This window comes from Sphingopyxis granuli NBRC 100800, assembly GCF_001591045.1.
Lineage (GTDB): Bacteria > Pseudomonadota > Alphaproteobacteria > Sphingomonadales > Sphingomonadaceae > Sphingopyxis > Sphingopyxis granuli.
On the sequence record NZ_BCUA01000057.1, the window covers coordinates 1 to 26,737 of the forward strand.

Annotated in this window: 24 protein-coding genes; 16 read left to right on the top strand and 8 right to left on the bottom strand. The window is 67.3% G+C overall.

Going from position 1 to position 26,737, the window contains the following annotated elements:
• Positions 1 to 103: 103 nt before the first annotated feature.
• Positions 104 to 595 (bottom strand): transcription elongation factor GreB, encoded by a 492-nt coding sequence (gene greB, locus SGR02S_RS13230; RefSeq protein WP_067110606.1) that lies wholly within the window; start codon positions 593 to 595, stop codon positions 104 to 106.
• Between the two features lie 5 nt (positions 596 to 600).
• The gene (locus SGR02S_RS13235) at positions 601 to 2,634 is read right to left on the bottom strand and encodes a lytic transglycosylase domain-containing protein (protein WP_067110609.1); all 2,034 of its coding nucleotides are present in this window, start codon (positions 2,632 to 2,634) and stop codon (positions 601 to 603) included.
• A gap of 100 nt (positions 2,635 to 2,734) precedes the next feature.
• Here SGR02S_RS13235 and dapA point away from each other — a divergent pair, with 100 nt between their 5' ends.
• From dapA to recA, 7 genes are all read left to right on the top strand, one after another.
• Complete coding sequence (gene dapA / locus SGR02S_RS13240; RefSeq protein ID WP_067110612.1) at positions 2,735 to 3,610, top strand: 4-hydroxy-tetrahydrodipicolinate synthase; 876 nt, start codon at positions 2,735 to 2,737, stop codon at positions 3,608 to 3,610.
• Between the two features lie 85 nt (positions 3,611 to 3,695).
• Positions 3,696 to 4,181, top strand: coding sequence for an SsrA-binding protein SmpB (gene smpB / locus SGR02S_RS13245; protein ID WP_067110614.1), 486 nt, complete (start codon positions 3,696 to 3,698; stop codon positions 4,179 to 4,181).
• Between the two features lie 35 nt (positions 4,182 to 4,216).
• Positions 4,217 to 4,795: a DUF2062 domain-containing protein gene (locus tag SGR02S_RS13250; protein WP_067110663.1), complete on the top strand. Its 579-nt coding sequence runs from the start codon at positions 4,217 to 4,219 to the stop codon at positions 4,793 to 4,795.
• 94 nt (positions 4,796 to 4,889) lie between these two features.
• Positions 4,890 to 6,956: a M13 family metallopeptidase gene (locus SGR02S_RS13255; RefSeq protein WP_067110617.1), complete on the top strand. Its 2,067-nt coding sequence runs from the start codon at positions 4,890 to 4,892 to the stop codon at positions 6,954 to 6,956.
• Between the two features lie 88 nt (positions 6,957 to 7,044).
• Complete coding sequence (locus tag SGR02S_RS13260) at positions 7,045 to 9,477, top strand: hybrid sensor histidine kinase/response regulator (RefSeq protein ID WP_067110666.1); 2,433 nt, start codon at positions 7,045 to 7,047, stop codon at positions 9,475 to 9,477.
• Positions 9,470 to 9,820 carry a response regulator gene (locus SGR02S_RS13265; protein ID WP_255211478.1) on the top strand — a complete coding sequence of 117 codons (351 nt, stop codon included), beginning with the start codon at positions 9,470 to 9,472 and terminating at the stop codon, positions 9,818 to 9,820. Before SGR02S_RS13260 ends, SGR02S_RS13265 begins: the two co-directional genes overlap by 8 nt.
• Positions 9,821 to 9,936: 116 nt before the next feature.
• Positions 9,937 to 11,016, top strand: a complete 1,080-nt coding sequence (recA, locus tag SGR02S_RS13270; RefSeq protein ID WP_067110620.1) for a recombinase RecA — start codon at positions 9,937 to 9,939, stop codon at positions 11,014 to 11,016.
• A 237-nt stretch (positions 11,017 to 11,253) separates the two neighbouring features.
• On the opposite strand, the gene SGR02S_RS13275 is transcribed toward recA, so the two are convergent.
• The 5 genes from SGR02S_RS13275 to SGR02S_RS13295 form a co-directional block, all read right to left on the bottom strand.
• Complete coding sequence (locus tag SGR02S_RS13275) at positions 11,254 to 11,946, bottom strand: TetR/AcrR family transcriptional regulator (RefSeq protein WP_067110623.1); 693 nt, start codon at positions 11,944 to 11,946, stop codon at positions 11,254 to 11,256.
• Positions 11,947 to 12,115: 169 nt separating this feature from the next.
• Entirely contained in the window at positions 12,116 to 13,306 is a 1,191-nt protein-coding gene (locus SGR02S_RS13280) for a PhoPQ-activated protein PqaA family protein (RefSeq protein ID WP_067110625.1), read from the bottom strand.
• A gap of 56 nt (positions 13,307 to 13,362) precedes the next feature.
• Positions 13,363 to 14,106 carry a maleate cis-trans isomerase family protein gene (locus tag SGR02S_RS13285; protein WP_067110628.1) on the bottom strand — a complete coding sequence of 248 codons (744 nt, stop codon included), beginning with the start codon at positions 14,104 to 14,106 and terminating at the stop codon, positions 13,363 to 13,365.
• Between the two features lie 46 nt (positions 14,107 to 14,152).
• Positions 14,153 to 15,304 (bottom strand): thiolase family protein, encoded by a 1,152-nt coding sequence (locus SGR02S_RS13290; RefSeq protein WP_067110631.1) that lies wholly within the window; start codon positions 15,302 to 15,304, stop codon positions 14,153 to 14,155.
• Positions 15,304 to 15,681: a Zn-ribbon domain-containing OB-fold protein gene (locus SGR02S_RS13295; RefSeq protein ID WP_169799688.1), complete on the bottom strand. Its 378-nt coding sequence runs from the start codon at positions 15,679 to 15,681 to the stop codon at positions 15,304 to 15,306. The genes SGR02S_RS13290 and SGR02S_RS13295 overlap by 1 nt, the downstream gene beginning before the upstream one ends.
• A 102-nt stretch (positions 15,682 to 15,783) precedes the next feature.
• Between SGR02S_RS13295 and SGR02S_RS13300 the strand changes: the two genes are divergently transcribed.
• From SGR02S_RS13300 to SGR02S_RS13340, 9 genes are all read left to right on the top strand, one after another.
• Positions 15,784 to 16,590 (top strand): enoyl-CoA hydratase/isomerase family protein, encoded by an 807-nt coding sequence (locus SGR02S_RS13300; RefSeq protein ID WP_067110635.1) that lies wholly within the window; start codon positions 15,784 to 15,786, stop codon positions 16,588 to 16,590.
• Positions 16,591 to 16,603: 13 nt separating this feature from the next.
• A complete protein-coding gene (locus SGR02S_RS13305) occupies positions 16,604 to 17,395 on the top strand; it encodes an SDR family NAD(P)-dependent oxidoreductase (RefSeq protein WP_067110639.1) in 792 nt (263 codons plus the stop codon).
• 105 nt (positions 17,396 to 17,500) lie between these two features.
• On the top strand, positions 17,501 to 18,604 hold the full coding sequence (locus SGR02S_RS13310; RefSeq protein WP_156483078.1) for a CaiB/BaiF CoA transferase family protein: 1,104 nt from the start codon (positions 17,501 to 17,503) through the stop codon (positions 18,602 to 18,604).
• A gap of 97 nt (positions 18,605 to 18,701) precedes the next feature.
• Positions 18,702 to 20,969: a TonB-dependent receptor gene (locus SGR02S_RS13315; protein WP_067110645.1), complete on the top strand. Its 2,268-nt coding sequence runs from the start codon at positions 18,702 to 18,704 to the stop codon at positions 20,967 to 20,969.
• A 55-nt stretch (positions 20,970 to 21,024) separates the two neighbouring features.
• Positions 21,025 to 22,224 carry an acyl-CoA dehydrogenase family protein gene (locus tag SGR02S_RS13320; protein WP_156483079.1) on the top strand — a complete coding sequence of 400 codons (1,200 nt, stop codon included), beginning with the start codon at positions 21,025 to 21,027 and terminating at the stop codon, positions 22,222 to 22,224.
• 40 nt (positions 22,225 to 22,264) lie between these two features.
• Positions 22,265 to 23,077, top strand: a complete 813-nt coding sequence (locus tag SGR02S_RS13325; RefSeq protein WP_156483080.1) for an enoyl-CoA hydratase-related protein — start codon at positions 22,265 to 22,267, stop codon at positions 23,075 to 23,077.
• 32 nt (positions 23,078 to 23,109) lie between these two features.
• Positions 23,110 to 23,802 carry a VOC family protein gene (locus SGR02S_RS13330; RefSeq protein ID WP_067110652.1) on the top strand — a complete coding sequence of 231 codons (693 nt, stop codon included), beginning with the start codon at positions 23,110 to 23,112 and terminating at the stop codon, positions 23,800 to 23,802.
• Positions 23,799 to 24,968, top strand: a complete 1,170-nt coding sequence (locus tag SGR02S_RS13335; RefSeq protein ID WP_067110655.1) for a CaiB/BaiF CoA transferase family protein — start codon at positions 23,799 to 23,801, stop codon at positions 24,966 to 24,968. Before SGR02S_RS13330 ends, SGR02S_RS13335 begins: the two co-directional genes overlap by 4 nt.
• On the top strand, positions 24,958 to 25,440 hold the full coding sequence (locus tag SGR02S_RS13340) for a flavin reductase family protein (protein WP_067110658.1): 483 nt from the start codon (positions 24,958 to 24,960) through the stop codon (positions 25,438 to 25,440). The genes SGR02S_RS13335 and SGR02S_RS13340 overlap by 11 nt, the downstream gene beginning before the upstream one ends.
• A 9-nt stretch (positions 25,441 to 25,449) precedes the next feature.
• Here SGR02S_RS13340 and SGR02S_RS13345 read toward each other — a convergent pair whose 3' ends face one another.
• On the bottom strand, positions 25,450 to 26,580 hold the full coding sequence (locus SGR02S_RS13345) for an NAD-dependent epimerase/dehydratase family protein (RefSeq protein WP_067110660.1): 1,131 nt from the start codon (positions 26,578 to 26,580) through the stop codon (positions 25,450 to 25,452).
• Between the last annotated feature and the right edge of the window lie 157 nt (positions 26,581 to 26,737).

Here is a 26,737-nt window from a genome sequence, read left to right on the forward strand (position 1 = left end):
GGGGTCCAGATGGCACAGCGCTACCTCGCATGGACCCCGGCTTTAGCCGGGGAAGAGGGTGGTGACGGGATAGACAGGGTAACGCGCAGACGGTGCTTCAACCTCATCCCGCGCCGGGATAGGCGATCGTCATCACTTCCCATTCCTTCGGGCCGGCGGGAAGCTGGACCGTGCGCAGGTCGCCGACCGCCGCGCCGCGCAGCGCGCGGGCGAGGGGGCTGTTCCAGCCGATCCGCCCGGCGCCGGCGTCGGCTTCGTCGTCGCCGGTCAGCGTGACCGTGCGCCGCATGTCGTCCTCGTCGGCGAGTTCGACGGTGGCGCCGAACCAGATGCGGCCCTGGTCGGGCTGCGCCGCCGGATCGACGACGCGCGCCGCCTTCATCCGCCGCGCGAGGAAGGCGAGCCGCCGGTCGATTTCGCGCAGCCGCTTGCGGCCGTAGATATAGTCGCCGTTCTCGCTGCGGTCGCCGTTGCCCGCCGCCCAGCTGATCGTTTCGACCAGCTTCGGCCGTTCCTCGCCCAGCAGCGCGTCATATTCGGCGCGCAGCGCGGCGAAGCCCGCCGGGCTGATGATGTTGCTCCTGTCCCCCGCCACGGGATTCAGCCGGGGTTCGACTTGCCGAGGTAGAAGCTCAGCGGCGCCTTGGGCAGCGCCCGGCCGCCTTCGCGCAGCGTGTCGTAGACGACGGCATTCTCAAGCACGCGCTGGACGTAGTTCTTCGTCTCGAAGATCGGGATCGCCTCGATCCAGTCGAGGATGTCGATCGCCCCCGTCCGCGGATCGCCGTTGGCGCGCAGCCATTTGTTCACATTGCCGGGCCCGGCGTTGTAGGCGGCGACGGCGAGCGGATAGCTGCCGCCGAAATAGCTGAGCATCTGCTGGAAATAGGTCGACCCCAGCGTCATGTTGTAACCGGTGTCGGTGGTCAGCGATCCGGCGTCGTAGCCGAGCCCCAGCTTGCCCGCGACCTCGCGCGCGGTGCCGGGCATCAGCTGCATCATCCCGCGTGCGCCCGCATGGCTGACCGCGGCGCGGTCGAACTGGCTTTCCTGCCGCGTGATCGCGTGGATGAAGGTCCAGTTGCCCTCATGGCCGGCGGGGACGCGGACGGTCGGAAAGCCCGACACTTCGACCGCGTCGAGGCTGTTCGCCTGCGCGCTGCGGCCGATCATCACGCCCAGGTCGGGGCGGCCGATCTGCTGCGCGAGCTGGCCCGCGAGCACATGGTCGGCGGGGGAGGTCGCCTTTTGCGCCAGCGCGCGCAGGAACAGCGACTGTTCGCGCCACGCGCCGATCTCTCCCAGCGCGCGCGACGCGCGGACGAGGCGGTCGTCGTCGAATGCCGTTCGCTCGGCGCCGCTGACCTGGATGCTCGGCACCGGGGCCGGGCGCGGCTGCGGCCGGCCGAGCCGTTCGAGCGCGAGCTGGCCGTAGAACTGGTCGTAATGCTGCGCGGCGTCGGCGAAATGGGCGTTGGCGGCCGCGGCGTCGCCCGCCGCCAGCGCCGCGCGGCCGGCCCAGTAATAGCCCTTGGTGCGCGTCTGCGCCGAGCGGGCGGCGTCGCCATAGGCGCGGTAGAGCCGCACCGCTTCGGCCGGGCGGCGCAGGTCCTTGAAGGCGAGCTGGCCCGCGAGCCAGGCGAGCGAGGTGTAATCGTCGCGCACCCCCAGCGGCGTCTCGCGCACCACCGTGCCCGGCGGCAGCGCGTCGTCGATCTGCTTCGCGATATTATAGGCGGTCAGCTTGTCGCCCGCCGCGTCGGCCTGCCGCGCATTGGTCAGCAGCGTCTCGAGCCATTCCTCGGCATCGGTGGGAGGGCTCGCCAGGCTGCGCGGGCCCGCCAGCAGCGCGCGCGCCTCGCCGACGCGGCCCGACTTGCGCAGCCAGGTCGCCTTGGCGGTGATATAGCCGGGATCGGTGCGCAGGATCGCCGGGTTGGCCGCCTCGACCGCCGCGGCCTGCAGCGCGGCGTCGACCGCGGCGCTGCGCAGCGCGAGCCGCGCCGCGAACTGCGCGCGCCGTTCGGGCGAGGTGAAGCCGAGCTGGCGCGCCGCGGCGGCGGTGTTGTTCGACCACAGCAGCCGGTCCATCCGCGCATCATGGTCGGCCAGGCTCAGTGCGCCGGGGAAGAAGGAGAGCACGCGGTTGACCTCGCTCTCGTCGAGCGGCCCGCCCGTCCACGCGCGGCGGACGGCGGCATAGGCCTCGTCGCGGCGGCCCGAGGCGTTGAGCGCCAGCGCCATGCGCAGCTCGCCGCTCGGCGTCTTTGGCGGATAGGCCTGGAAATAGGCGAGGGTGCGCGCGGGGTCGAAGCTGTCGATCGCGATCGCCTTTTCGGCGCGGGTGCGCATCTTGTCCGCGTCGGGCCAGCCCTTGTTCGCCATCAGGAAGCGCGACAGGCGGTCGAAGGAGGCGCTCTGGTCCTGGGTCAGGCGCCGCCATTCCATCACCGCGTCGCCGACCGTATTGGTCGCCGTCGGCGGTGTGGTCGAGACCGACGCAAGCCCCATCTGGGCCCGATACCAGGCCATCTGTTCGGGCGTCAGTTCGCTGGCGGCCGCCATGGAGGGAAGAAGGAGCGCCGCAGCCAGCGCGAGACGGGAAACGGGGAACAGCGAGATCATGCCGGGCATTTTAGTGCCAAACTCCTTGCGGGGCGCTGAATAGGCGTTCATTAGGCGGCGCGCCGACCTTCCCTATCGGTTCCGGCGCTTTTTTGTAAAGGAGCGGAGCATGTTTTCGGGCTCGATTCCCGCCTTGGTGACGCCATTTCGCGATGGGGCGTTCGACGCCCCGGCCTTCGTGCGCCTCGTGGACTGGCAGGTCAAACAGGGGACGAGCGCGCTGGTTCCGTGCGGCACCACCGGCGAAAGCCCAACGCTGGGCTTCGACGAGCATTACCGGGTCATCGACACCTGCATCGAGGCGGCGGCGGGGCGCGTGCCGGTGATCGCCGGCTGCGGGTCGAACGACACCGCGACCGCGATCCGGCACATGCGCCATGCGCAGGCGGCGGGCGCGGCGGCGGCGCTGGTCGTCGCCCCCTATTACAACCGGCCGACGCAGGACGGGCTGATCGCGCATTTCCGGGCGCTGGCCGACGCGAGCGACCTGCCGATCGTCGTCTACAACGTCCCCGGCCGCACCGTCACCGACATCGCGGCCGAGACGATGTGCCGGCTGGCCGAGATTCCGTCGGTGGTCGCGATCAAGGATGCCAGCGGCGACCTCGCCCGCGTCACCGTCCATCGCGCCGGGGCGGGCGCCGATTTCTGCCAGCTCAGCGGTAACGACGACCTGTGGCTGCCGCACGCGGTGCTGGGCGGCGTCGGCTGCATCTCGGTGACCGCCAATGTTGCGCCGCGGCTGTGCGCCGATTTCGCCGCCGCCTGCGCCGCGGGCGACTGGAGCGGCGCGCTGAGCCTGCACGACCGGCTGTTCGCGCTGCACAAGGCGATGTTCTCCGACGCCTCGCCGGGGCCGGTCAAATATGCGCTGTCGCGCGTCCACGACTGGTTTTCGCCCGAAGTGCGCCTACCTATCATCCCGGCGTCGGATGCGTCGCGCCGGGCGGTCGATGCCGCGCTGTCCGCGGCGGGCGTGATTTAGGCTATGATCGCTATGTGGTCTTTCCCCCTCCGTTCGACGCGAACGGGTCAAGAGTTGGCATAAGGTTCAATTTTCAGGTTTCTCAATGGCCCGTCCGCAATCCGCCCCCGAATTCGACAAGAAGAAGGTCGTCGCCGAGAACCGGCGCGCGCGCTTCGACTATGCCGTCGAACAGGTGTTCGAGGCAGGCATCGCGTTGCAGGGGACAGAGGTCAAATCGCTGCGCTTCGGCGAGGGCACGATCGCCGAAAGCTATGCCGAGGTGGCGGGCGGCGAGGTGTGGCTGATCAACGCCAATATCCCCGAATTCAGCCACGGCAACCGCTTCAACCACGAACCGCGCCGGCCGCGCAAGCTGCTGCTGAACACGCGTGAGATCAACAAGCTGCACGCCGCCGTCGCGCGGCAGGGGATGACGCTGGTTCCGCTGTCGGTCTATTTCAACAGCCGCGGGCGCGCCAAGGTCGAACTGGCGCTCGCCAAGGGCAAGAAGGCGCACGACAAGCGCGAATCGATCAAGGAACGCGACTGGAAGCGCGACAAGCAGCGCCTGATGAAGGAACGGGGATGAGCCGCGGCGGCAAACCTCGCGATAAAGCCGCGGTGATGAACTGGATCCGCCGCAATTCTCCTTCGCGGGAAGAATTGCTGGAGAGCCGTTTCATTAAGCCCTTCGCGCATCGCGTCGCGCACAGCCATCTGTGGCGCTTCACGCGGACGTCGGTGCCGCGCGGCACCGCGCTCGGGCTGTTCGTCGGCATCTTCTTCCTGATCCCCGGCGTCCAGATTCTGGGCGTCGCGCTGCTTGCGCTGCCGTTCCGCGCCAATATCCCGATCGGTGCCGCGATGACCTTCCTGTCGAACCCGGCGACGACGCCCTTCCTGATCGCGGCGTCGGTGTGGCTGGGGAACAGCATGTTCGGGCTGCACGCCAACGTCGCCACCATCTCGATCATGGTGGACGAAGGCGCGTCGGCGGGCGCGTGGGTGCGCTGGGTGCTGTCCGACGCGGCGCCCGCGCTGCTTGCGGGGCTGTTCGTCATCTCGGTCGTGTCTGCGGTGGTGGGCTATCTGCTCGCGGCGCTGTTCTGGGACAACTGGATCCGCCTGCGCTGGCGGCGCAAGCTGCGCCGGGCGCGCGACCAACGACATGAGGCATCGACGAGCGACGGGACGGCCGGTTGAACGCGCGGTTCGCGCGGGTATAGCTGTTTCCATTGTAACCATCTGCCCCGCGCGCCGGGGCCGTGGTCGCGCCCACCATCCTCTGGGGACCGTCATGACTCGTTCGCATATCTCTTCGCGCCTGTTCGCGACCGCCGCCGTCGGCGCGCTGCTGCTCGGTTTCGCATCCTCCGCCACGGCGAAGGACGCCGCCAAGGCTCCGGCGCCCGCCACCGATGCCGCCGCCGGGCCCGAGATCGGCGATTTCGGTTTCGACATGGCGGGCATGGACCGAGGCGTGAAGCCCGGCGACGATTTCTATGCCTATGCCAACGGCACCTGGGCAAAGACGACGGCGATCCCCGCCGACAAATCCAACTATGGCATGTTCACCGCGCTCGCCGACCTGTCGCAGCAGCGCACGCGCGAGATACTGGATGCGGCGAAGGGCAATCCGGACAGCATGATCGGTCGCGCCTATGCCTCCTATCTCGACGGCGCGGGGGTCGAGGCGAAGGGGCTGGCGCCGATCGAGCCCTGGCTGAACAAGGTTCGCGCCGTCGACAAGGCCGGGCTGGCGGCGCTGCTGGCCGAGGCCGATCGCAACGGCATCTCGCATTTCTTCGGCGGTTATGTGGGGCAGGACGACAAGAATCCCGACGTCTATATCTACACCATGGTTCAGGGCGGCATCGGCATGCCCGACCGCGATTTCTATCTGAAGGGCGGGGACCGCAACACGGCGTTGCAGGCCGCCTACCTCCGCCACCTCGAAAATATACTGACCCTCGCGGGCGAAAAGGACGCCGCGGCGCGCGCGCGGGCGCTCTACGATTTCGAGAAGCGGATTGCCGAGGTTCACTGGGACAAGAACGACAGCGGCGACGCGACCAAGGTCTATAACAAGATGACGATCGCCCAACTCGCGCAGGCAGCGCCGGGCTTCGACTGGACGACCTTCATCCGGGGCATCGGGGTCAAGGAGGACAGCCTTCTCGTGTCGCAGCCGAGCGCCTTCACCGGCGAGGCGAAGCTGATTGCCGAGGCGCCGATCGGCGTGATCCGCGACGCGCTGCTCGTCCGCAGCCTCGACGATTTCGCCGACGTGCTGCCCGACGCGGTGGCGCAGGAGGCTTTCGCCTTCCACGGCACCGCGCTGTCGGGAACGCCGGAGATGCAGGAGCGCTGGAAGCGCGCGGTCGATTTCGTCAGCGACCATATGGGCGAGGCGGTCGGCAAGGATTATGTCGCCAAATATTTCCCGCCCGAAACCAAGGCGGCGATGGACGGGCTGGTGAAGAACGTCCTCGCCGCGCTCGACGAGCGCATCGGCCACCTGACGTGGATGCAGCCCGAAACCAAGGTGAAGGCGAAGCGCAAGCTTGCCAACTTCACCACCAAGATCGGCTATCCCGACCGCTGGAAGGACTACAGCACGCTCGAAATCCGTGCCGACGATCTGTTCGGCAACGCGCTGCGCGCCAACCAGTTCGCGCATGACGACAATATCAGCCGCCTCGGCGGGCCGATCCGCCGCTGGGAATGGGGAATGACCCCGATGACGGTCAATGCCTACGCCAATTTCGGGATGAACGAGATCGTCTTTCCCGCGGCGATCCTGCAACCGCCCTTCTTCGATCCCAAGGCCGATGCGGCGATCAACTATGGCGGCATCGGTGCCGTCATCGGTCACGAGATCAGCCATCATTTCGACGACCAGGGCGCGAAATATGACGAGACCGGCAAGCTGTCCGACTGGTGGACCCCGGCCGACGTCGCGGCATTCGATGCGGCGGGCAAGGCGCTCGTCGCGCAATATGACGCCTATGAAGTGCTGCCCGGCGAACATCTCGACGGCACCTTCACACTCGGCGAGAATATCGGCGACCTCGCGGGGCTGACCATAGCCTATGACGCGTACAAGGCGTCGCTGGGCGGCAAGGCGGCGCCGGTGATCGACGGGCTGACCGGCGACCAGCGCTTCTTCCTTGGCTGGGCGCAGGTGTGGCGGCGCAACTACCGCGAGCAGAATCTGTCGCAGCGTATCACCACCGACCCGCATTCGCCCTCGATTCAGCGGGCATGGGTCTCGCGCAACCTTGACCCTTGGTATAAGGCCTATCAGGTAAAGCCGGGCCAGAAGCTGTATCTGGCGCCGAAGGACCGTGTCCGCATCTGGTGATGCGAAACAGGAAAGACTGCCCTTGACCGCGACGACCCTGCCTTCCGCTGACGCCGAACTCGGCAGGGGGACGGGGCCGGCGGCGGCGCTGGTGCCTTCGGGATTGTCGCGATTCGACGTGGCGCTGCTCGGTGGGCTGGTGCTGCTGTCGGTCGGGCTTCTCTTCTGGGCGACGCGCGATGCCGTGCTGGCGGCGGGTTTTCTCGCGGGTCTTGCCGTCGCGGCGGGCGGCGTTCTGTTGCTGCGCCGGGTCTTTCCCGCCGTGGGAGCCAGCGAGGCGGCGGCGCCCGACTGGACGATGCTGCGCCAGGCGGTCGATCACGACGATGTCGCGATCGCGGTGACCGACCGGGCGGGACGCCTCGTCTGCGCCAACGACCTGTTTGCGACCTGGATGGGCGGCTTCGTGACCCCGCCCGGCCTGCCGCTCGACGGGCGCGGCGCCGAGGCGCTGAAGAACGCCGGCCGCGCGGCGTGGCGCGACGGCGAAGGGCGCGTCGACGATCTGAAGGTCGGCGCGCTGCCGCTGCGCGCACAGGTCAACCGCACCGGGCAGGCCGACGATTATCTGGTCTGGCGCTTCGCGGCGATCGACCGCCTCGACCTTGCGTCGGAGATTCTCCGCCACCTCGAAGGACCGGCGGGCCGGACGCTCGGGCAGGCGGGGGTGATGGCGGCGCTGGTCAATGCCGAGGGTCGGCTGCGCGTCGCCAATCAGGCCTTTCTGCTGCGAGCGCTCGGCGAGAGCGATGCGAGCCATTATGCCGGGCGCGACGTGGCGGCGATGCTGCGGCTCGACGATTCGGGCGGGCTGACCTTCGCGCGCGAGGGCGACCGGGCGCCGCCGGTGCGGATGCTCCAGATTCCGCTGGCGCCGGCCGATCCCGCCGGTCCGCTGCTGCTCGCGCTGATCGACGAGGAGGTCGGGCCCGCCGACCGCGGCACCGCGCAGACCTATATCGAGACCTTGCTGTCGCTGCTCCCCTTCGGGCTCGCGCTCGTCGATCGCGACGGGCGGTTCCTCTACATGAACCGCGCCTTCGGGCGCGCGGCGGGGGTGGCCGATGGCCGGATGCCGCGCTACCCCGGCGACCTCGTCGTCGGCGAGGACAAGGGGCCGCTCGCCGACATGATCCGCCGCCACAGCAGCGGCCAGCAGGTCGGCGGCGATCTGTCGATCCGCCTCGTCGGGCAGGGCGACGAGCCGGTGTCGATGCGCGTCGTCGGCGTGCGCGGGCTGGGCGAGGCGGCGGTGCTGCTCAGCCTCAAGGATTCGAGCGAGGAGACGCGGCTCAAGCGCCAGGTCGCGCAGCAGTCGAAGATGCAGGCGGTCGGCCAGCTCGCGGGCGGCGTCGCGCATGATTTCAACAATATCCTGACCGCGGTGCTCGGAAGCTGCGACCTGATGCTGATGCGCCACACGCCGGGCGACAGCGACTATGACGATATCCAGCATATCCGCAGCAACGCGAATCGTGCCGCCAGCCTGACGCGGCAATTGCTCGCCTTCTCGCGCCAGCAGACGCTGCGGCCCCAGATATTGCAGCTTCCCGACGTGATTTCGGAGGTGTCGCACCTGCTCAGGCGGCTGATGGGCGACACGGTCCAGCTTGCGGTCCATCACGGCCGCGGGCTCGGCGCGGTGCGCGCCGACCCGGTCCAGCTCGAACAGGTGATCATCAACCTCGCCGTCAACGCGCGCGATGCGATGATGCCCGGCGGCGGCACGCTGACGATCGAGACCTATCCGGTGTCGGCGGCCGAGGTGCGGCAGATGGGCAACGAGTTCATGCCGCCCGCCGATTACAGTGCGCTCAAGGTCAGCGATACCGGCGCGGGCATTCCCGCCGATGTGCTGCCCAAGATCTTCGAACCCTTCTTCACCACCAAGGACGTCGGCAAGGGAACGGGGCTGGGCCTGTCGACGGTCTATGGCATCATCAAGCAGTCGGCGGGCTTCATCTTCGCCGACAGCCGGCCCGGCGAGGGGACGAGCTTCACCATCTACCTGCCCGTCCACCGCGCCGCCGGCACCGCCCCCGCCGTCTCCGGCAGCGGCGCGCCCGCCGTCCCCGGCAGCGGCGCCCCCGCCGTTCCCGCCGCTCCGATCCGCGCAAAGAAGTCCCAATGGGGCACAGGCACCCTCCTGCTGGTCGAGGACGAGGACATGGTCCGCGCCGTCGCCGAACGCGCGTTGACCCGCGCGGGCTACAGCGTCGTCACGGCGTCGCAGGGCGAGGAGGGGCTCGAGCGGTTCGCAGGCATGGACAAGGTTGATCTGGTGATCAGCGACGTCGTGATGCCGACGATGGACGGTCCGACGATGGTCCGCGCGATGCGCGCGAAGCGGCGGGCGCTGCCTGTGCTCTTCATGTCGGGCTATGCCGAGGAGCAGCTTCGCCAGTCGATCGACATCGATTATGTCGCCTTCCTGCCCAAGCCCTTTTCCGTAGCGCAACTTGCCGAAGCTGTTTCGGCGGCGCTCGACGATGCCGCGCACCGGGTGTCCGATGATGGATGATCGGCTAGTCCTACTGGTCGAGGACGACGTGCTGATCGGCATGATGCTCGTCGACATGCTCGAAGCGCTCGGCTTTCCCGAGCCCGCACAGGCGACGTCGATCGAGGAGGCGCTTGCGGTACTCGACGCGCAGCCGGTCGCAGCGGCGCTGATCGACATCAACCTAGGCGAAACCAAGGGATGGCCGGTGGCCGATGCGCTGGCGGCGCGGGCGATTCCCTTTGCCTTCACCACCGGCGGTGGCGACATTATCCCGCCCGCGCACGCGCACCGGACGCTGGTGACCAAACCCTTCCGCCTGGCGGAGATCGAGGCGGCCCTGAGCGCGTTCTTCACCGGGTAGCCTTTCCGCTCACCAAATTATTTTGTTCCCCTCTTGTTCCGATAGAACAAATGTGGCACAAAGGTAGGGCGTTGCGATGCCTCTGCGCTCGCTCTAGAGCAGGAAAGGGACGGCAAATGGCCGGACAATTGTCACTCGTCGAATCGGGGAAATCAGTGAACGGACCAGACAGGCAGAAGGCGCTCGACGCCGCATTGGCGCAGATCGACCGCGCCTTCGGCAAGGGCTCGGTGATGAAGCTCGGCTCGAAGGAGGCGATGCAGGTCGAGGCGATCTCCACCGGTTCGCTCGGGCTCGACATTGCGCTTGGGGTCGGTGGCTTGCCGCGCGGACGCGTGATCGAAATCTATGGCCCCGAAAGTTCGGGCAAGACTACGCTCGCGCTGCATTGTATCGCTGAGGCGCAGAAGGTGGGCGGCACCGCGGCCTTCGTCGACGCCGAACATGCGCTCGATCCCGTCTATGCGAAGAAGCTTGGCGTCGACATCGACGAACTAATCGTGTCGCAGCCCGACACCGGCGAGCAGGCACTGGAGATCGTCGACACGCTGGTACGTTCGAACGCGATCGACGTGCTTGTCGTCGATTCGGTCGCGGCGCTCGTTCCGCGCGCGGAGATCGAGGGCGAGATGGGCGACAGTCATGTCGGCCTGCAGGCACGGCTGATGTCGCAGAGCCTGCGCAAGCTCACCGGGTCGATCAGCCGTTCGCGCTGCATGGTGATCTTCATCAACCAGCTGCGCATGAAGATCGGCGTGATGTACGGGAATCCCGAGACGACAACCGGCGGCAACGCGCTCAAATTCTATGCCTCGGTCCGCCTCGACATTCGCCGCACCGGGCAGATCAAGGACCGCGACGAGATCGTCGGCAACACGACGCGCGTCAAGGTGGTCAAGAACAAGGTCGCGCCGCCGTTCAAGCAGGTCGAGTTCGACATCATGTACGGCCAGGGTATTTCGAAGATCGGCGAAATCCTCGACCTCGGTGTCAAGGCCGGGCTGGTCGAGAAATCGGGCGCCTGGTTCAGCTATGATTCGATCCGAATCGGGCAGGGCCGAGAGAATGCGAAGAACTTCCTGAGCGAGAATCCCGAGCTGATGCAGCGGCTCGAAAGCGCGATCCGCGGCCGCACCGATGCGGTGGCGGAAGAGATGATGACCGGCCCCGACGACGGGGACGACGACGATCTCTGATTGCATCCGTCTCCCGTTTGGCCGGTCCCGTTTTCCGGGCCTGCCGGCCGACGGCGGCGGGCCCCGCACCTTGGACCCGCAAGCCCCTCTCCTAGAGCAGGTTGGCTCGCCCGCCGTTGACGTGCCTCTCGGCGCCTTCGTACTGTTCGCGCTGGTAGTCTAGCGGGCCTGATGGAGAGGTTCCGCAAGGTTTTCGTGAACCTGTCGGCTGTCTGATCTGAAAACTCCTAAGGATGATTAGGGCGCGTTGTCTTTCGGCGTCAGGAAAAGCGACAGAACCATTTCGATGTGATTTTCGATGAAATCCTCATCGAAGGGATTCTGCTTTGACATGAATTGATATTCTTCGGACAGCGTGAACACCGACGTGGCCGCTCCGATGAACAGATAGCGGAGATGCATCGGGTCGCCGCTGCGAAGCATGCCTTCCTCCTGCGCCTTTCGCAAAATCATCAGGTCCATGGCGATGCCGGGCGCGAGATGATTCTTGATCAGCCATTCCAGCCGCTTCTGCCCGCCTTCGTTGGCCTGGACCATGAAGCGGTGGAGTTGGGGAACCTTGGCGCTGAACACGATGAACTCGCGCAGCATCAGACGCAGCAGGATGGGCTGATCGACCCCGTCCAGGCCCTGATATCGCTTTCGCTGCTGCGCGACATATTCGCCGAAAACATATTTGGCTGTGGCTTCCCACAGCAATTCCTTGTTGCCGAAATGATGCCCGATCAAACGGTGGTTGACGTCGGCCTTGTCGGCGATCTCCCGCGTGCTGGCGCCGTCGAATCCCTTGTCGGCGAACTCGCGCAGCGCCGCTGCGAGGATGGCCTGTTTGGTCTCGATCGCGCGCTGCTGCTCCCGCCGCTTGCGCCGCTGGGGTGCGCGCTGCGGGCTCGTCTCGGCTTTTGCGCCGTCTGCAGATATACTGGTCAATGGACTATTGTCCCACCTCTATCAGTCGCACGGGCCGCGCTGGCGGTATCAGCGCCCGTCGCGCCCCGTTTCGCGAATGCCCGTCGTTTAAGATACAGTTGTGCGCGACGCAACGTCGGGCGCGACCACGGCGGAAGGGAAGAGCGGGGGCAGCGGCGCGCTACCCCCCTCACCCCCCTCCAGAGGCGTCAGGCAGGCCTTCGAGCAGGCCGCCCTTCCGAAGCCAGTCGATGATCAGTGTGATGGCGGCATCCAACTGCTCCCGCTGGCCGATGTAATAGTGATTGGCACCGGGGATGGTGTGCAGCTCCTTCGGACCGCCGAGGCTGCGATAGATGGTGTCGGTGTGCGAAGGCGGGCAGCAGTCGTCGGCGGCATTGGCGATCACCAGCGCGGGAACCGTGACATGCGGCCCCTGAAGCTCCGTGTTCGCGCGCGATTCGTCGATGCTCCATTGCGAAAGCCAGCTTCGCAAGGTCGCGAACCGCGCCAGCCCGATGGGGCCGTTGTTCACGGCCTCCGGTTCGCCGAGGTAGCAGATTCCGGGAGCTCTCCCATTGGCGTCGAGCGTGGGGTCGAGCCACCGGGGGTCCGCCATGGTGCCGTGGGTCACGAAGCATCGTTCCTGATCGGCCGAACCGCGCCGCTTCAGCGCGTCTAGCGTCTCGCGCACCCACGCCGTAATCCGCTGGTTGCGGTCGATCTGCGCCGCGCGATAGGCCGCGACGAAATCGGGGGCATAGGGCGGCTTCGGCCCAGTGATGCGGTCATAGAGGTCGAAGGCGGCGTTGCGATCGGTCGGGTCGCCTTCGCTGCGCAGCGAAGCATCCATCGACTCGGTCATGATCCGCGCACGCGCCGAATGGGCGGCAAGCTGCATGATCGCATCGGCCGGCTGAAGCCCCGACAGGTCGATCGCATGGCCGCACGGCGTCGCCGTGATCGTCGGATTCTGGGCTTGCGACTGATAGAAGACCGAAAGCGAGGCCCCGCCGCTCCAGCCAGCGAGAATGACCGTCCTGTAGCCCAGTCGTTCGCGGGCATATCGGACATAGTGACCAAGGTCGACGAGCACCTTCTCCATGATTAGTGCGCTGTCGTTGTGCGGATAGCGGCTGCCGCATGCAAGCACCGGAACGCCGCGCCGCGCCAGTTCGCGCGGCAGCGGCAGTGTGTCGAGCGTCGCTGTGGGGTGCATGAAGACGAGTACGGTGTCGCGGGTGGCGTCGGGGCGCCGCAGATGCATGCCCTGCAGGACTACGTTCGCCACCCCGCCGCCGTAGGTTTCGCGCGACTGCTGCGCCTCGGTGAATGCGATGAGAATAGGGGTGGTGGTGGGTTTTTGGTAGTCTTTTGCCATGATCGTGGCCTTTCGGTTGCGGGTTCGGTGACCTTGCGGTGGCGATGGAGGGGGCGTCAGTCGGGGGTGGCCAGCATGAAACCGGCGTCCGGCGCGACGGGTTCGAGGCCGAGCGACCGCAGCATGGATCTGGCGGTGCAGATGGAGGCCGATGTCACCGGCAGGCCGAGCTTGTCCTCGACGACGGGGACCGCGGCGAGCGACGGCATCTGCACGCAGGCGGAGAGGATCACCATGTCGGCGCCATCGATCCGGAGCCGGTCCACATCGTCGACCAGCGCCATCGGATCGCGGCGCCCGACCTCGAGATTGTCCTGGATCGCCAGCGCGATCGCGTCGACCACGCGGATGCCCTGATCCTCGATATAATCGATGACCAGCGCGGTCAGCGCCGGCATATAGGGGGTCACGATCGCGACCGACCGGATGCCCGCCAGCCTGAGTTCGTCGACGAGGGCGCCGGCCGAGGTGATCACCGGCGCGGCATGGCCTTCCTCGCGCATTCGCGCCTGCAGCGCGTCCTGGCTGGTGCAGTGATAGCCGCGGCCCATGCTCATGATCGCGACGAGGCAGGCATAGCCGACCACGTCAACGGCGGCGTCGGCCAGTTCCGCCGCGCAGCGCAGGCTGTCCCGGTCCATCGCCGCGAGTTCTTCCTTCGTGACCTGCTTCATCCGCATCCGGCTCGAATGAAAGGTGAAGCGATCGCCGGGATGCAGGCGCTCGCGCCCGCGCAGGATGGCGGGAATTTCTGTTTCCATCGTGGTGTTGGAACTGGGAACGATCTGACCAATGCGCATGGGTGATTCCTGTTGACTGATGCTGACGGACCGGTGCGAGCCGGGGTCAATCGGCGGCCGAAAGGATGTGGACGACGCACACCGAGCCGATGCCGACCATATGGGCGAGCCCGAGGCGGGCCCCCGGATGCTGGCGCGGGCCGGCTTCGCCGCGGAGTTGGCGCGCGATCTCGCAAATCTGGCCGACGCCGGTCGGACCGATAGGATGCCCCATCGCCAGAAGGCCGCCCGAGGGATTGATCGCAACGCGCCCGCCGATGTCGAAATCGCCGCGCGCCAGTTGTCCGGCGGCCTGCCCGGGCGGGCAGACGCCCAGCGCCTCGACGTAGAGCAGCTCCTCGATCGAGAAACCGTCGTGAAATTCGACGACGTCGAGGTCGCCGGGTGAAACGCCCGCTTCCGCGCAGCTCATGGCCAGCGTTTCACGGGTCAGCTCGGTGTCGGGATCGGCGCCGGGGTCGTAAACCCGCTCCGAGCGCGACGTCGACGAGAGGACCCGGACGCTGCGCGCGCGAGAGAGGCCGAGCCGCGCGATGGCGTCGTCGGACGCGACGATCACGGCGGCGGCGCCTTCCCCGATCGGGCAGCATTGCAGCCGGGTCAGGGGGCCGGAGATATTGGGGCCGGACAATATCTCCGCGAGCGAATAGCCCTTTTGCCGGTGCGCGTGGGGGTTCTTCGATGCGTTTCGGAAATTCTTTTCCGCGACCCGGGCAACCTGTTCGGCGGTGACCCCGTACCGGCGCATATAATCGTCGGCGAGCAGCGCGAAATGCGTGAAAGGCGAGGCATAGGCGTTGACTAGATCGGGAACGCCCGCCGCTTCGTGGGCGAGGCGGATCGGGGCGGGTTTGTCGAGCCCGATCGCGAGCGACACGTCCGCCATGCCGCTGGCGACTTCGAGAACCGCCTGACGTACGGCCGTCGATCCCGAAGCCGAGGCATTTTCGACCTGGGTGATCGGCAAGCCCGAGGCCCCGAGATGCCTGAGCATCGCGCGGCTGGGCGCCATGCCGAGCAGCGCCGTTCCGCAATAGGCGGAGTCGATAGCGGAAAAGGCGATCCCGGCATCGGCCATCGCCTCGCGAATCGCCGTCAGGCCGAGTTCGACATAGGTCGTCTCGCTGAGCGGCTGGAACCGATGGAGGCCGATCCCGACGACATGGACGGGGCGATAATCGCGCAGCGGCCGGCGCATCACGCCGCCTCGCGCTTCTGGAACCGCAGGACGCGGTCGGTGCTTCCCTCGTCCGCCGCTCGCTCGACGAGCACGGTTTCGACCGCATCGCCCGCGGCGAGCGATTCGCCGGTCGAGTCGGTCATGATCGCCCGAATGACCGGGCCATCGTCGAGCGCGATCGACGCCACCGTATAGGGCACCGACAAATCGCGCCGGTTCGCGTGGGTCGTCGTCACGAACGCCACGATGCGCCCCCGCCCGGCCAGCGGGCGATCGACCAGCATCGCAGCCGGCGCCCCGCATTTTTCGCAGCCGTAGGGATTGGGCGGAAAGGCGACGCGGCCGCAGCCTTCGCATTCCTGCCCCCTGAGCGCCGGGTTCGGTTCGCCTTCCAAAAAGAGCCCCGCCAAAGCTTTTCCCCCGTTTCAAAAAATGTGTTGACTTGGATAATATGAGATCATTAAATTCACCAGTCAAGCAATACATGGGAGTGGGTTTTGCAACAGGCCAGGCCGATCCGTATCGAGCGCAGCGGAGCGATCGCGACGATCATCCTCGACCGTCCGGCGCGCGCCAACACGATCACCATGCAGCTCACGGTCGATTTCAACGACGCGCTCGACGAACTCGAGGCCGATCGCGAGATCGCGTGCATCCTGGTGACCGGTGCGGGCGAAAAGCATTTCTGCGGCGGCGCCGACCTGCGCGAGATCGAGGACATGATCACCGAAGAAGGCGTCACGGGCGATCCGCGCCGGGATTTCGTCAGCCATATCGAGGCGGTGGCGAAGCCGGTCATCGCGGTCATCAACGGCGCGGCAATGGGGGGCGGCTGTGAAATCGCGCTCGCCTGCGATTTCCGCATCATGGTGGACGACGCGAAGATCGGCCTTCCCGAAATCCGCTTCGGCGCGCTGCCCGGGGCCGGCGGCACGCAGCGCCTGCCGCGGCTGGTCGGGCTCGCCAAGGCCAAGGAACTGATCCTGCTCGGCGGCTCGCTGAGTGCGCGCGAGGCGCTTGCGGTCGGCCTGGTGACGGCGGTCGCGTCGCGAGAGGCGCTCGACCGGTGCGTCGAGGATCTGGTGGGGCAACTCGTGGGCAAGGCGCCCTATGCCCTCGCGGCCGGCAAGGCGCTCCTCAACCGGTCGCTCGACCTGCCGCTCGCGGAGGGACTGGCGATGGAGCGCCGGGTCGTCCGCGACATGGGATCGAAGGAGGAGCGCGACGATTTTCGTGAGCGTTCGATGACGAACGATGCCGTCTATGCGGGGATATTCTCTCCGCAAAAGACGACGGCGCGCTGAAGGGGGGATAGCGTTGAACCGGCAGATTCTGACATTGGAAGGGCGCACATGCCTCGTCACCGGAGCGGGGCAGGGCGTCGGCCGCCGGATCGCCCTGCATTTTGCCGGAGCGGGAGCCCGGGCAGTCGTCGTCAATGATTTCCGCGCCGACCGCGCGGAGGCGGTTGCGGAAGAGGTTCGCGCGCTGGGGGGCGAAGCGGTCGGCATCGCGGCGGACGTGACCGACCGCGATGCCGTGGAGGCGATGGTAGCGAAGGCCGCGGAGGCGTTCGGTCCGGTCGATATCCTCGTCAACAATGCGGGGAACATGGGGGCGAAGCCGGACGAGGTCGAACCGGCACCATTCTGGTCGGCATCCCGGGCGACGTGGGACGCCTTTCTGGGCGTCAATCTGTACGGCGTGCTGAACTGCTCCAGTGCCGTTCTGCCGGCGATGATGGAGCGGAAATTCGGCCGGCTGGTCACGATCGTATCCGATGCCGGACGGGTCGGCGAACCGGGGCTCGAAATCTATTCCGCGGCGAAGGCCGGCGCGGCGGGCTTCACGCGCGCGGTTGCCAGAACGATGGGGCGTCACGGGGTGACGGCGAACAATATCGCCATCGCGACGACGCGCACGCCGGGCGTGGCCGACGTCACCGAGGACCCGGAACGCGCCCGCCGGATGCTCGGCCAATATGTGATCCGGCGGTTCGGCGAGCCGGAGGATATCGCCAACATGGCGCTTTTCCTCGCGTCGGACGCGGCAAGCTGGATCACCGGGCAAACCTACCCCGTCAATGGGGGCTATTCCTTCGCTCTGTAGACGGCAAAAGCTCTGCGGAAACGGATCGGGAGAGAGATTTTGGAAAAGGCCGAGTTCTACAGAGACGCGCGACACGATTGCACCGGCCCGTGCCAGGGCCTGACCGTGATCGAGCTGACGACGTCGTGGGCCGGCCCGATGGCCGGTTGCATCCTCGCCGACTTCGGCGCCCGGGTCATCAAGGTCGAGCATCCGGCGGGCGAAGTGATGCGGCGCCAGCCGCACGGCATCCCCGGTTCGGACCTGATGGTCCAGCACGAGACGGTGAACCGGAACAAGCAGAATGTCGCCCTCGACGTCCGCGACCCGGACGACAAGGCGGCGTTCCTGAAGCTGTGCGAACAGGCGGACGTCCTGATCGAGAATTTCAAGCCCGGAACCCTTGCCAAATGGGGTCTGGGCTATCGCGACATCGCGAAGGTCAAGCCCGACATCGTCTATGTTTCGATCAGCGGCTTCGGGCAGTTCGGGCCGCTGTCGGACCGGGCCTGTTACGACCCGATCGCCCAGAATTACTGCGGCTGGACGTCGGTGGCGGGTGAGCCGGGAGCGGGGCCGTTGAAGGCGCCGACCTATCTGGCGGACGACCTCGCCGGCCTGCATGCGGCGCTGGGGCTGCTCGCGGCGCTGCGCCACCGCGATCGCACCGGCGAGGGGCAGCATGTCGACGTCGCGCTGACCGACTGCCTGCTCTATACCAGCAACGGGAATCTGACCGTCGGCGCCTATGGGCTCGACCTGCCCAAGACGGGCAACCAGTTCCTGAAGGCGATGCCGGCCAACACCTATCCGTGCGCCGACGGTCACGCCTATATCGCGACGCTGCTCGATACGCACTGGGACGCGATGGCCGAACTGATCGGACGGCCCGACCTGTCGGGTCTGAAGCTCGCCGAGCGGCTCGAACGCCGCGAAGAGTTGAACGGCCTGCTCGCGGGCTGGTGCGCGCCGCGCCCCGTGGACGAGGTCATCGCCGCCTTTTCGGCGCGCGGATTGGCCGTCACGCGCGTCAATACCTACGCCGACGTCGCCGCCGAGCCGCACATCGCTGCGCGCGACATGCTGCAGGCCGTGCGCCTGTCCGACGGGGTGGAGGCGAAGCTCACCGGCCCATCGGTCAAATTCTCGCGCACGCCGACGACGATCCGCCATCCGGCGCCGCCGATCGGCCAGCACGATCCGGACCTGATCGGAAGAGAGAAATCATAACATAAAATCAGATGGATAATTGGGAACAAGGGCCGCGCATATGGTCCTGACATTGGGGAGGGAAGAGATGTCTGTTGCGTATACCATCAAGGCCAGAATGGGACTCCTGACGGCGACGGCGCTGGCGCTGTCGCTCCAATCCCCCGCCGCGTTCGCGCAGGACGCCGGAACCGGGCAGTCGGCGCGCGCCGACGCATCGGGCAGCGGCCTCGACGAGATCATCGTCACGGCGCGGAAGCGCGAGGAGAATCTGCTCGACGTGCCGGTATCGGTCGCGGTCGTCGGGGGACAGAGCCTCGACAAGCAGGGCGTCCAGATGCTCGGCGAAGCGCTGAAGGCGGTGCCCGGCGTGTCGGTGACGCCCACCCCGGTCGGCGACCTGCTGTTCATTCGCGGGATCGGTTCGGGCGAGAACCAGGGTTTCGAAATGTCGGTCGGCACCTTCGTCGACGGCGTCTATTTCGGGCGCGGCCAGTCGTCGCGGCATGCCTTCCTCGACGTCGACCGCATCGAGGTGCTGAAGGGGCCGCAGCCGATCCTGTTCGGCAAGAACACGATCGGCGGCGCGCTGAACATCACGACGCGCAAGCCGACCGACACGTTCGAGGCGTCGATCCAGGAATATATCGAGCCGCAGTTCGGGACGTTCCGCACCACCGGCATCCTGTCGGGGCCGCTGTCCGACACGCTCGCGGCGCGTGTGGTGGTCCGCTCCTATATCACCGACGGTTTCGTCAAGAACACATTCCTGGGCACCGACGAGCCGCGGCGGCGCGACTGGGTGGGGCGCGCGACGCTGGCGTGGAACCCGACGGACCGGTTGGAGGTCCTGCTGAAAGGCGAATATGGCAAGGCGCGGATGCGGGGCGGGCGCGCCCAGATCAGCAAGGCGTCGCCGACGCTGCGGCAACTGATCCAGCCGATCGATCCCAACGCCGAATATGAGCTGAACTATCGCAAGTCGGGCCCGGGGGTGGCCAACCGCTTCAACCGGGAGTTCGAGGATGCGTCCACCTATAACGCCAACCTCACCGCGACGCTCGACCTCGGCTCGCACACCCTGACCAGCGTCACCAGCTATGCCGGCTATGACGTCGATTATGCCTTCGACAGCGATTTCACGCCGCTCGACCTGATCCATCAGCTATGGGATCAGAGCTGGCGGTCGTGGGCGCAGGAACTGCGGCTGGCGTCGGCATCGGGCGGGGTGTTCGAATATCAGGGGGGCGTCTATCTGTCGTCGGAAAAGCTGCGCAGCGACAAGCTGGCGTTCCTGAATTTCTCGCAGACCCCGCTTCCGTTCGGCAGCGGCACGCGCGTGCAGAATTTCCGGCAGACGACGGACAACTGGTCGGTCTTTGCCGAGGGCACGATCAACGCCACCGATGCGCTGTCGCTCGTCGCCGGCTATCGCTACACCCACGACAGGAAGGGGATGGACAAGCGATTCTATTTCTCCGACCTCGGCTCGCTGACGCCCAATCCCAATCTGACGATCTTCTCGGCGATCGGGCTGGGCGTGCCGCATCAGCTGAACGACATCGAGCGCAGCACGAACAACCATTCGCTCGCGCTGACGCTGCGCTACAAGCCGGGCGACGTGATGTACTATGCCTCCTACACGCAGGGCTTCAAGGCCGGCGGCTTCGATGAGGGGGACACCAAGGGCAAGCTGAACGCGATCATCTTCGACGACGAGAAGGTCGACAGTTTCGAGATCGGCATCAAGGGCGAAAGCGCCGACCGGCGGCTGCGCGGGCAGGTCGCGGCCTTCTATAGCCAGTACGACAATCTGCAGGTCAGCATCTTCGACGGTGTCGCGGCGCTGATCGTCGGCAATGCGGCGGCGGCCACCTCGGCGGGTGTCGAGGCGCAGGCCCAGTTCGCCGCGTCGGACCGGCTGACGCTGGGCGTGTCCGCGACCTATCTGAAATCGGAATATGATTCCTATCCGGCCGGTCCCTGTCCGTTCGGCCAGGGCACGACCTGCAACCTGACCGGAAAGCGGCTGCCCTATGCGCCGAAATTCTCCGGCACGCTCAACGCGCGCTGGGAGGACGGGCTCGCCGGCGGCTGGACCTATTCGGTCGACGGGCAATTGTTCCACAGCGGTTCCTTCTTCACCGCGGGCGACCTCGATCCCTTCGTGGCGCAGCGGGCGTTCACCAAGCTCGACGCGTCGATCACGCTGACGTCGCCGAACGAGGCGTTTTCGCTCGCGCTGGTGGGCAAGAATCTGACCGACAAGACGACCGCGCATTTCGGCGACGACATCCCGCTGTCGAACATCCTCGGCAACAATTACGAGCAATATGTCGACCCGCCGCGGACGATCGCGGTGCAATTGCAGTTCAAGTTTCGGTGAAGGATGATCGCGAGCCCCGACATCCGGGCGCTCGCGGGGACCACGGAGTGACATGATGACGGCAGAGACTTTGGCTCGCGAGGCGCCCGGCGCGAAAGCACCGGCCACCACGAAGGAAGAACTGGTCGAGAGGGCGAAGCGCCTGTCCGCGCTGCTGGCCGCGGAAGCGCGCGAGGCCGAGGCGCTGCGGCGCCCGACCGACACGGTCATCCGGGCGCTGGAGGAGGCGGAGATCTTCAAGCTGATGGCGCCGCGCGTGTACGGCGGGCTCGAGTTCGACCTCGACACCTTCTTCGAGGTCGGGCTCGCGCTGAGCGAGGGCGACGCGTCGATGGCCTGGGTCGCGAACTTCTATATCGAGCATGTCTGGATATTCTGCCTCTTTCCCCGCGCGTTCCAGGAAGAGCTGTTCGCGAGCCGGAGCTATGCGCTGGCCCCGGCGATGCTGTCCCCGACCGGCCAGGTGACGCGCGTCGAGGGAGGGTATCGCCTGAACGGGCGCTGGTCGTGGAGCACCGGGATCATGCACGCCGACTGGGTGCTGCCCGCGGCGATCGTGACGCGCGAGGACGGCAAGCGGGTGCCGATGTTCTTTGCCTTGCCCCGATCGGAGGTGCGGGTGGAGGACACGTGGTTCGTCGACGGGATGCAGGCGACCGGCAGCAACGACGTGCTGATCGAGGACGCCTTCATCCCCGACGGCCGGATGCTGTCCTTCCCCGACATGATCGAGGGCAACACGCCCGGAGCAAGCCTCCACCCGAACCCGCTCTACCGCACGCCGATGCTGCCGACGCTGGGACTGGCGGCGGCGATGCCCGCGTTGGGGCAGGCGCGCAACAGCGTGCGCCTGTTCAAGGAACGGCTGCTGGCGCGGAAGGCGGAAGGCGGAACGCGCCGGGTCGGCACCGCAAGCTATATGCGACTGGCCCGCGCCGAGGTTCAGGTCGAGCAGATCTACCTGCTGCTGCGGCATCTGGTCGAGGACGTCATGCGGCTGCGTAACGACGCGACGCGCGTCGACCGGACGCGCTGGGCCACGCAGCTTGCCCATGCCGTCGACCAGTCGAAGAGCGTCATCGCCTATGTCTGCGAAGCGGCGGGCGCCAGCGGCCATTTTCAGGACAGCCCACTGGGTCGGGCGGCGCGTGACGTGAACACCGTCGGGGCGCATATCGTGTTCGACCTCGACGCCCGCCTCGAACTGCATGGAGCCGCGCTGCTTGGCGAGGAAATTCCTGGGATTCTGGTATGATTCCGATGTTCGGCTTCCCTCCGATCCGGGAGATTTGACGATGGCGGTCGTGGATCTGGAAATCCGGGATTCGATAGCGGTCATCACGCTCAATCGCCCCGAACGGCTCAACGCGATGGATGCCGAAATGGCGGTCCGGCTGATCGACGTCTTCGAGCATGTCCGCGCCGCCGACGAACTGCGCGTCGCCATCCTGACCGGCGCCGGGACCAAGGCCTTTTGCGCAGGGGGCGACCTCGACGCGGTCATCCCGCTGATGACGGGGGCGCGGGCACCCGAAACCGAATGGGAAAGGCGGTGGCTGGACATCCGCAAAGAAGGTGGGCGCAAGAGCGGCGGACCGTTCAAGACCGATATCGGAAAGCCCCTGATCGCGGCCGTCAACGGCCATGCAGTGGCCGGCGGGATGGAGCTGGTGATGAACTGCGACATCCGCGTCGCCGTCCCGCACGCCACCTTCGGCATTCCCGAGGTCAAGGTCGGGCTGTTCCCCGGTGGCGGATCGACGGTGCGCCTGCGCGACCAGATTCCCTTTGCCCACGCGATGCACATGCTGCTGACCGGGGAGGCCATCTCGGCCGAGGAGGCGCGGACCTATGGGTTCGTCAACAGCCTCGTCGATCCCGCGCTGCTGATGGACGAGGCGATGCGCATTGCGGGCCGCATCGCCGCCAACGGCCCGCTCGCGGTGCAGGCGGTGCGCAACTCGGTGCGCGCCACGCTGGGCCTGCCAGAGACGGAGGCGCTCGCGGTCGAAACCGAATTTTCAGCGCGGGTCCATGCCACCGACGATGCCGTCGAGGGGCCCCGCGCCTTTCTGGAGAAGCGCCCGCCGGTCTTCAGGGGACGCTGACGTATCGCGGCCGGGCCGCACGGGAGAATGTCATGGATAACCGGGTGCAGGGACTACATCATCTCGCGATCAGCACGGCGGACATCAAGACGCAGATCGATTTCTTCACCGACAAGCTGGGGATGGAACTGGTGGCGCTGTACTGGATGCACGGCGCCAAGGAGACGTGGCACGGCTTTCTGCGCATGAACGACGAAAGCGCGGTGGCCTTCGTGCAGGGACCGCTCGTCGCGAGCATCCCGCAAAAGTTCGGCGAGACGCACGCGGGCAATCCGACCGCGGCGAGCGCCGCCGGAACGACGCAGCATATCGCGTTGAAGGTGAAGGACATGGAGGACCTGCTGCGGATGCAGGCGCGGCTGCGGTCCAGGGGCGTGCCGGTGCTGGGGCCGGTCGACCATGGTTTCTGCAAGTCGATCTATTTCGCCGGGCCCGAGGGGCTGGCGCTCGAACTATCCTGTTCCGACGCGCCGATCGCGCCCGATAGCTGGATCGATCCCGACGTCGTGGCGCGCGCGGGCATCAGTCCGGAGGAACTGGAGCGATACCGGAACCCGCCGGTCTATGAGCCGTCGGCGCAGGGGGTTTCGCAGCCCGGACCGGACGCGCCCGGACCGCATATGACCAACTATCCGCCGGGCATTTATGAAAAGCTGATCGCGCTGTCCGACCAGCAGGTCTGGGACGCGAGCGAAAGCGCGCCACCGGTGGGCGGCGCGCGATGACGGCGGGCGCGGGGCCGCTCGCCGGCATTCGCATCATCGAACTGGCGGGGCTGGGGCCGGCGCCGTTCGGCGCCATGCTGCTTGCCGACATGGGGGCGGAGGTGGTCCGCGTCGAGCGCGTCGACGGGGGGAGCGGTATCGGCGTCGCGGTGCCCTTCGACGTGCTGGCGCGCAATCGCCGGTCGATCCGCCTCGACCTGAAACAGGACGAGGGCAAGGCGGCTCTGCTGCGCATGATCGACGGCGCCGACGGGTTGATCGAGGGGTTCCGACCCGGGGTCCTCGAACGGCTCGGCTTCGCTCCCGATCTGCTGCTCGAACGGAATCCGAAGCTGGTGGTCGGCCGGATGACGGGGTGGGGGCAGGATGGGCCGCTCGCGCAGCGCGCCGGGCATGACATCAACTATATCGCGCTCGCGGGGGCGCTGTTCAGCATCGGCGGCCGGGGCGGGCCGCCGGTGCCTCCGCTCAATCTGGTGGGGGATTTCGGCGGCGGCGGGCTGGTGCTCGCCTTCGGCGTCGTCTGCGCACTGCTCGAGGCGCGGGGGTCGGGGAAGGGGCAGGTGGTCGACGCCGCGATGGTCGACGGCGCCGCGCTACTGACCGCCGGCGTGCACGGAATGCTCTCGCAGGGCATGTTCCGCGAGGATCGTGGCGGCACGATCCTGAACGGCGGCGCGCCCTTCTATGCCGTTTATGAGTGCGCCGACGGCGAGTTCGTCACGATCGGTTCGCTCGAGCCGCAGTTCTTCGCGCTGTTGCAGGAGCGGCTGGGGATCGACCCGGCGGAGTTCGGAAACCGCAACGACCCGCGGCAGTGGGACGGCCAGCGCGAGCGGCTCGCCGCCATCTTCCGCAGCCGGACGCGCGACGAATGGACCCGGCTGCTCGGCGACAGCGACGTCTGCTTCGCCCCGGTGCTGCGCATGACCGAGGCCCCGCAGCACCCGCACAATGCCGCGCGCGGGGTGTTCGTCGAGGTCGGCGGCCTCGTCCAGCCGGCCCCGGCACCGCGCTTCAGCCGCACCGCGGCGGGCGCCTGCACGCCGCCCGCCGTGCCGGGGGCCGACACCGACGCGGTGCTCGCCGCCTATGGCTTCAGCCGCGAGGAGGTCGTGGCGCTCCACGCGGGCGGCGTTGTGGCGGGGGCCGCGGATGCGGACTGAGCCGGCGCTCGATGCGCGCGCGCTGCGACAGGTCTTCGGCCTGTTCGCCACCGGGGTCACCGTCGTCACCGCGCGCCACGCCGACGCGGAGCCCGTCGCGATCACCGCCAACTCCTTCACCTCGGTCTCGATGGAGCCGCCGCTCGTCCTCTGGTGCCTCGACAACCGGAGCCGCCACCTTCCGGCCTTCGCGCCAGGACGGATGTTCGCGGTGCATGTGCTGAACGACGGCCAGGTCGAGCTGGCGCTGCGCCACGCCCGGTCGGGCGGCGCGCCCGAAAGCCCGCGCGCAGCGCGTCCCGCGATTCCCGTCGTCGAGGGCGCGCTGGCGCGCATCGAGTGCCGCGTCGCCGACCGCCCCGTCGCGGGGGACCATCACATCATCATCGGGCGCGTCCATGACGTCGCGGTCGCCGACGGCGCCCCGCTGGTCTTTCACGCAAGCCGGTTCGGACGCTTCGCCCCGGCCTGATACCAGGGATCACCGGGCGGGCCGGCTGGGGTGCGCGTAATAGTGGCTCATGTCGAAATCGGGGAAATCGATCGCTTCGATCGCGGCGCGGGCGCGGTCGAGTTCGGCGATGATCCGGTCCTCCATGTCGTAGCGGAACGCGTCCTTCAGTTGCGGTTCGGCGGCGCCGCCGCGCGCCGCGGGGTCTTCGAGGAACCAGTCCACCGTGCGCCGGATGCCGTAGGCGACCGGCGCGGGCGTGTAGCCGAGCGCGGCGAGGTCGCCGATGTCGAGGACGTGATGCCCGACGGTCAGCGGCCAGCGGGCATAGGGCCACGCCGGGCGCGCGAGCGCCGCGGGCGCCGAGACCAGTTCCACCGTCCTGCCCATCGCGTCGGCGATCAGCCGTATCCACTTGCGATGCGAGATCGGCTCGCCATCGGCGCAGTTGAAGACCCGCCCCGCCGATGCCCGCCGATCGCGCACGACGGCGAGCACGACCCGCGCCGCATTTTCGGCATAGAGCGCGCTTTGCAGCAGGAAGCCGCCTTCGGGGACGATGATGCGCTCGCGCCCGTCGAGCAGGCGGCGGATGATGCTCCATTCGACCGCGCCGGGCTGGCGCGGCCCGTAGATGCGGGGATAGCGCAGGATCGTGGTCGCGAGATCGCCCTGCGCGTGCGCCCATTGCAGCGCCGTGTCGGTCTCTACCACGCGCGCGCCGAATTTCCCGACGGGGTCGAGCGGGACGTGCGGCGGCATCGGCAGGCCTTCGTCCAGATATTGTACCGACCAGTCGCGCGCTTCGCCGGTTTCCGAGGTCGGCCGCACGGTCGCCGGCGGGTCGATCCACCCGGGATAGAAGGTCGATGTGATGCCGACCAGATGCTCGACATGGCCCGTCAGCGCCCGGGCGACGAGGCGGAGGCGGCCATATTGCACGATCGCGGTGTCGAAATAGCGCCCGGCGACGGCCTGCTGCACGGATTCGAGGAAATTCGGGTCGGCCGCCAGATGCTCGACCGGACCGTCGAAGGCGACGGGATGGCGCCCGGTGTTCATCACCGCGATCCGGTGCCCCTCGGCGATCAGGGCGTTGACCACCAGCGCCCCCGTCGGCCCGCCGCCACCGACCAGCAGGATGTGCTTGTGTTGGTCCATCGTCTCTCTCTCCAGCGAAACGAGCCATCCGGGTCATGGGACCCGATCTCTATCGTTCCTTATTTGGAGAAAATAGACAGTTATAATTATCCTATCAAGGAATTTATATTTCATGCGCCGGAGCATGGCGATCTCGGGGTCCATGCGAGGCAGGCGC

Excerpts from the sequence above, each read along its gene's own strand:
- SGR02S_RS13250 (WP_067110663.1), top strand. The coding sequence starts at position 4,217 with ATGAACTGGATCCGCCGCAATTCTCCTTCGCGGGAAGAATTGCTGGAG.
- SGR02S_RS13280 (WP_067110625.1), bottom strand. The coding sequence starts at position 13,306 with ATGGCAAAAGACTACCAAAAACCCACCACCACCCCTATTCTCATCGCA.
- SGR02S_RS13285 (WP_067110628.1), bottom strand. The coding sequence starts at position 14,106 with ATGCGCATTGGTCAGATCGTTCCCAGTTCCAACACCACGATGGAAACA.
- dapA (WP_067110612.1), top strand. The coding sequence starts at position 2,735 with ATGTTTTCGGGCTCGATTCCCGCCTTGGTGACGCCATTTCGCGATGGG.
- smpB (WP_067110614.1), top strand. The coding sequence starts at position 3,696 with ATGGCCCGTCCGCAATCCGCCCCCGAATTCGACAAGAAGAAGGTCGTC.
- recA (WP_067110620.1), top strand. The coding sequence starts at position 9,937 with ATGGCCGGACAATTGTCACTCGTCGAATCGGGGAAATCAGTGAACGGA.
- SGR02S_RS13315 (WP_067110645.1), top strand. The coding sequence starts at position 18,702 with ATGGGACTCCTGACGGCGACGGCGCTGGCGCTGTCGCTCCAATCCCCC.
- SGR02S_RS13235 (WP_067110609.1), bottom strand. The coding sequence starts at position 2,634 with ATGCCCGGCATGATCTCGCTGTTCCCCGTTTCCCGTCTCGCGCTGGCT.
- SGR02S_RS13265 (WP_255211478.1), top strand. The coding sequence starts at position 9,470 with ATGGATGATCGGCTAGTCCTACTGGTCGAGGACGACGTGCTGATCGGC.
- SGR02S_RS13335 (WP_067110655.1), top strand. The coding sequence starts at position 23,799 with ATGACGGCGGGCGCGGGGCCGCTCGCCGGCATTCGCATCATCGAACTG.
- SGR02S_RS13325 (WP_156483080.1), top strand. The coding sequence starts at position 22,265 with ATGGCGGTCGTGGATCTGGAAATCCGGGATTCGATAGCGGTCATCACG.
- SGR02S_RS13340 (WP_067110658.1), top strand. The coding sequence starts at position 24,958 with ATGCGGACTGAGCCGGCGCTCGATGCGCGCGCGCTGCGACAGGTCTTC.
- SGR02S_RS13320 (WP_156483079.1), top strand. The coding sequence starts at position 21,025 with ATGACGGCAGAGACTTTGGCTCGCGAGGCGCCCGGCGCGAAAGCACCG.
- SGR02S_RS13330 (WP_067110652.1), top strand. The coding sequence starts at position 23,110 with ATGGATAACCGGGTGCAGGGACTACATCATCTCGCGATCAGCACGGCG.
- SGR02S_RS13345 (WP_067110660.1), bottom strand. The coding sequence starts at position 26,580 with ATGGACCAACACAAGCACATCCTGCTGGTCGGTGGCGGCGGGCCGACG.
- SGR02S_RS13255 (WP_067110617.1), top strand. The coding sequence starts at position 4,890 with ATGACTCGTTCGCATATCTCTTCGCGCCTGTTCGCGACCGCCGCCGTC.
- SGR02S_RS13290 (WP_067110631.1), bottom strand. The coding sequence starts at position 15,304 with ATGCGCCGGCCGCTGCGCGATTATCGCCCCGTCCATGTCGTCGGGATC.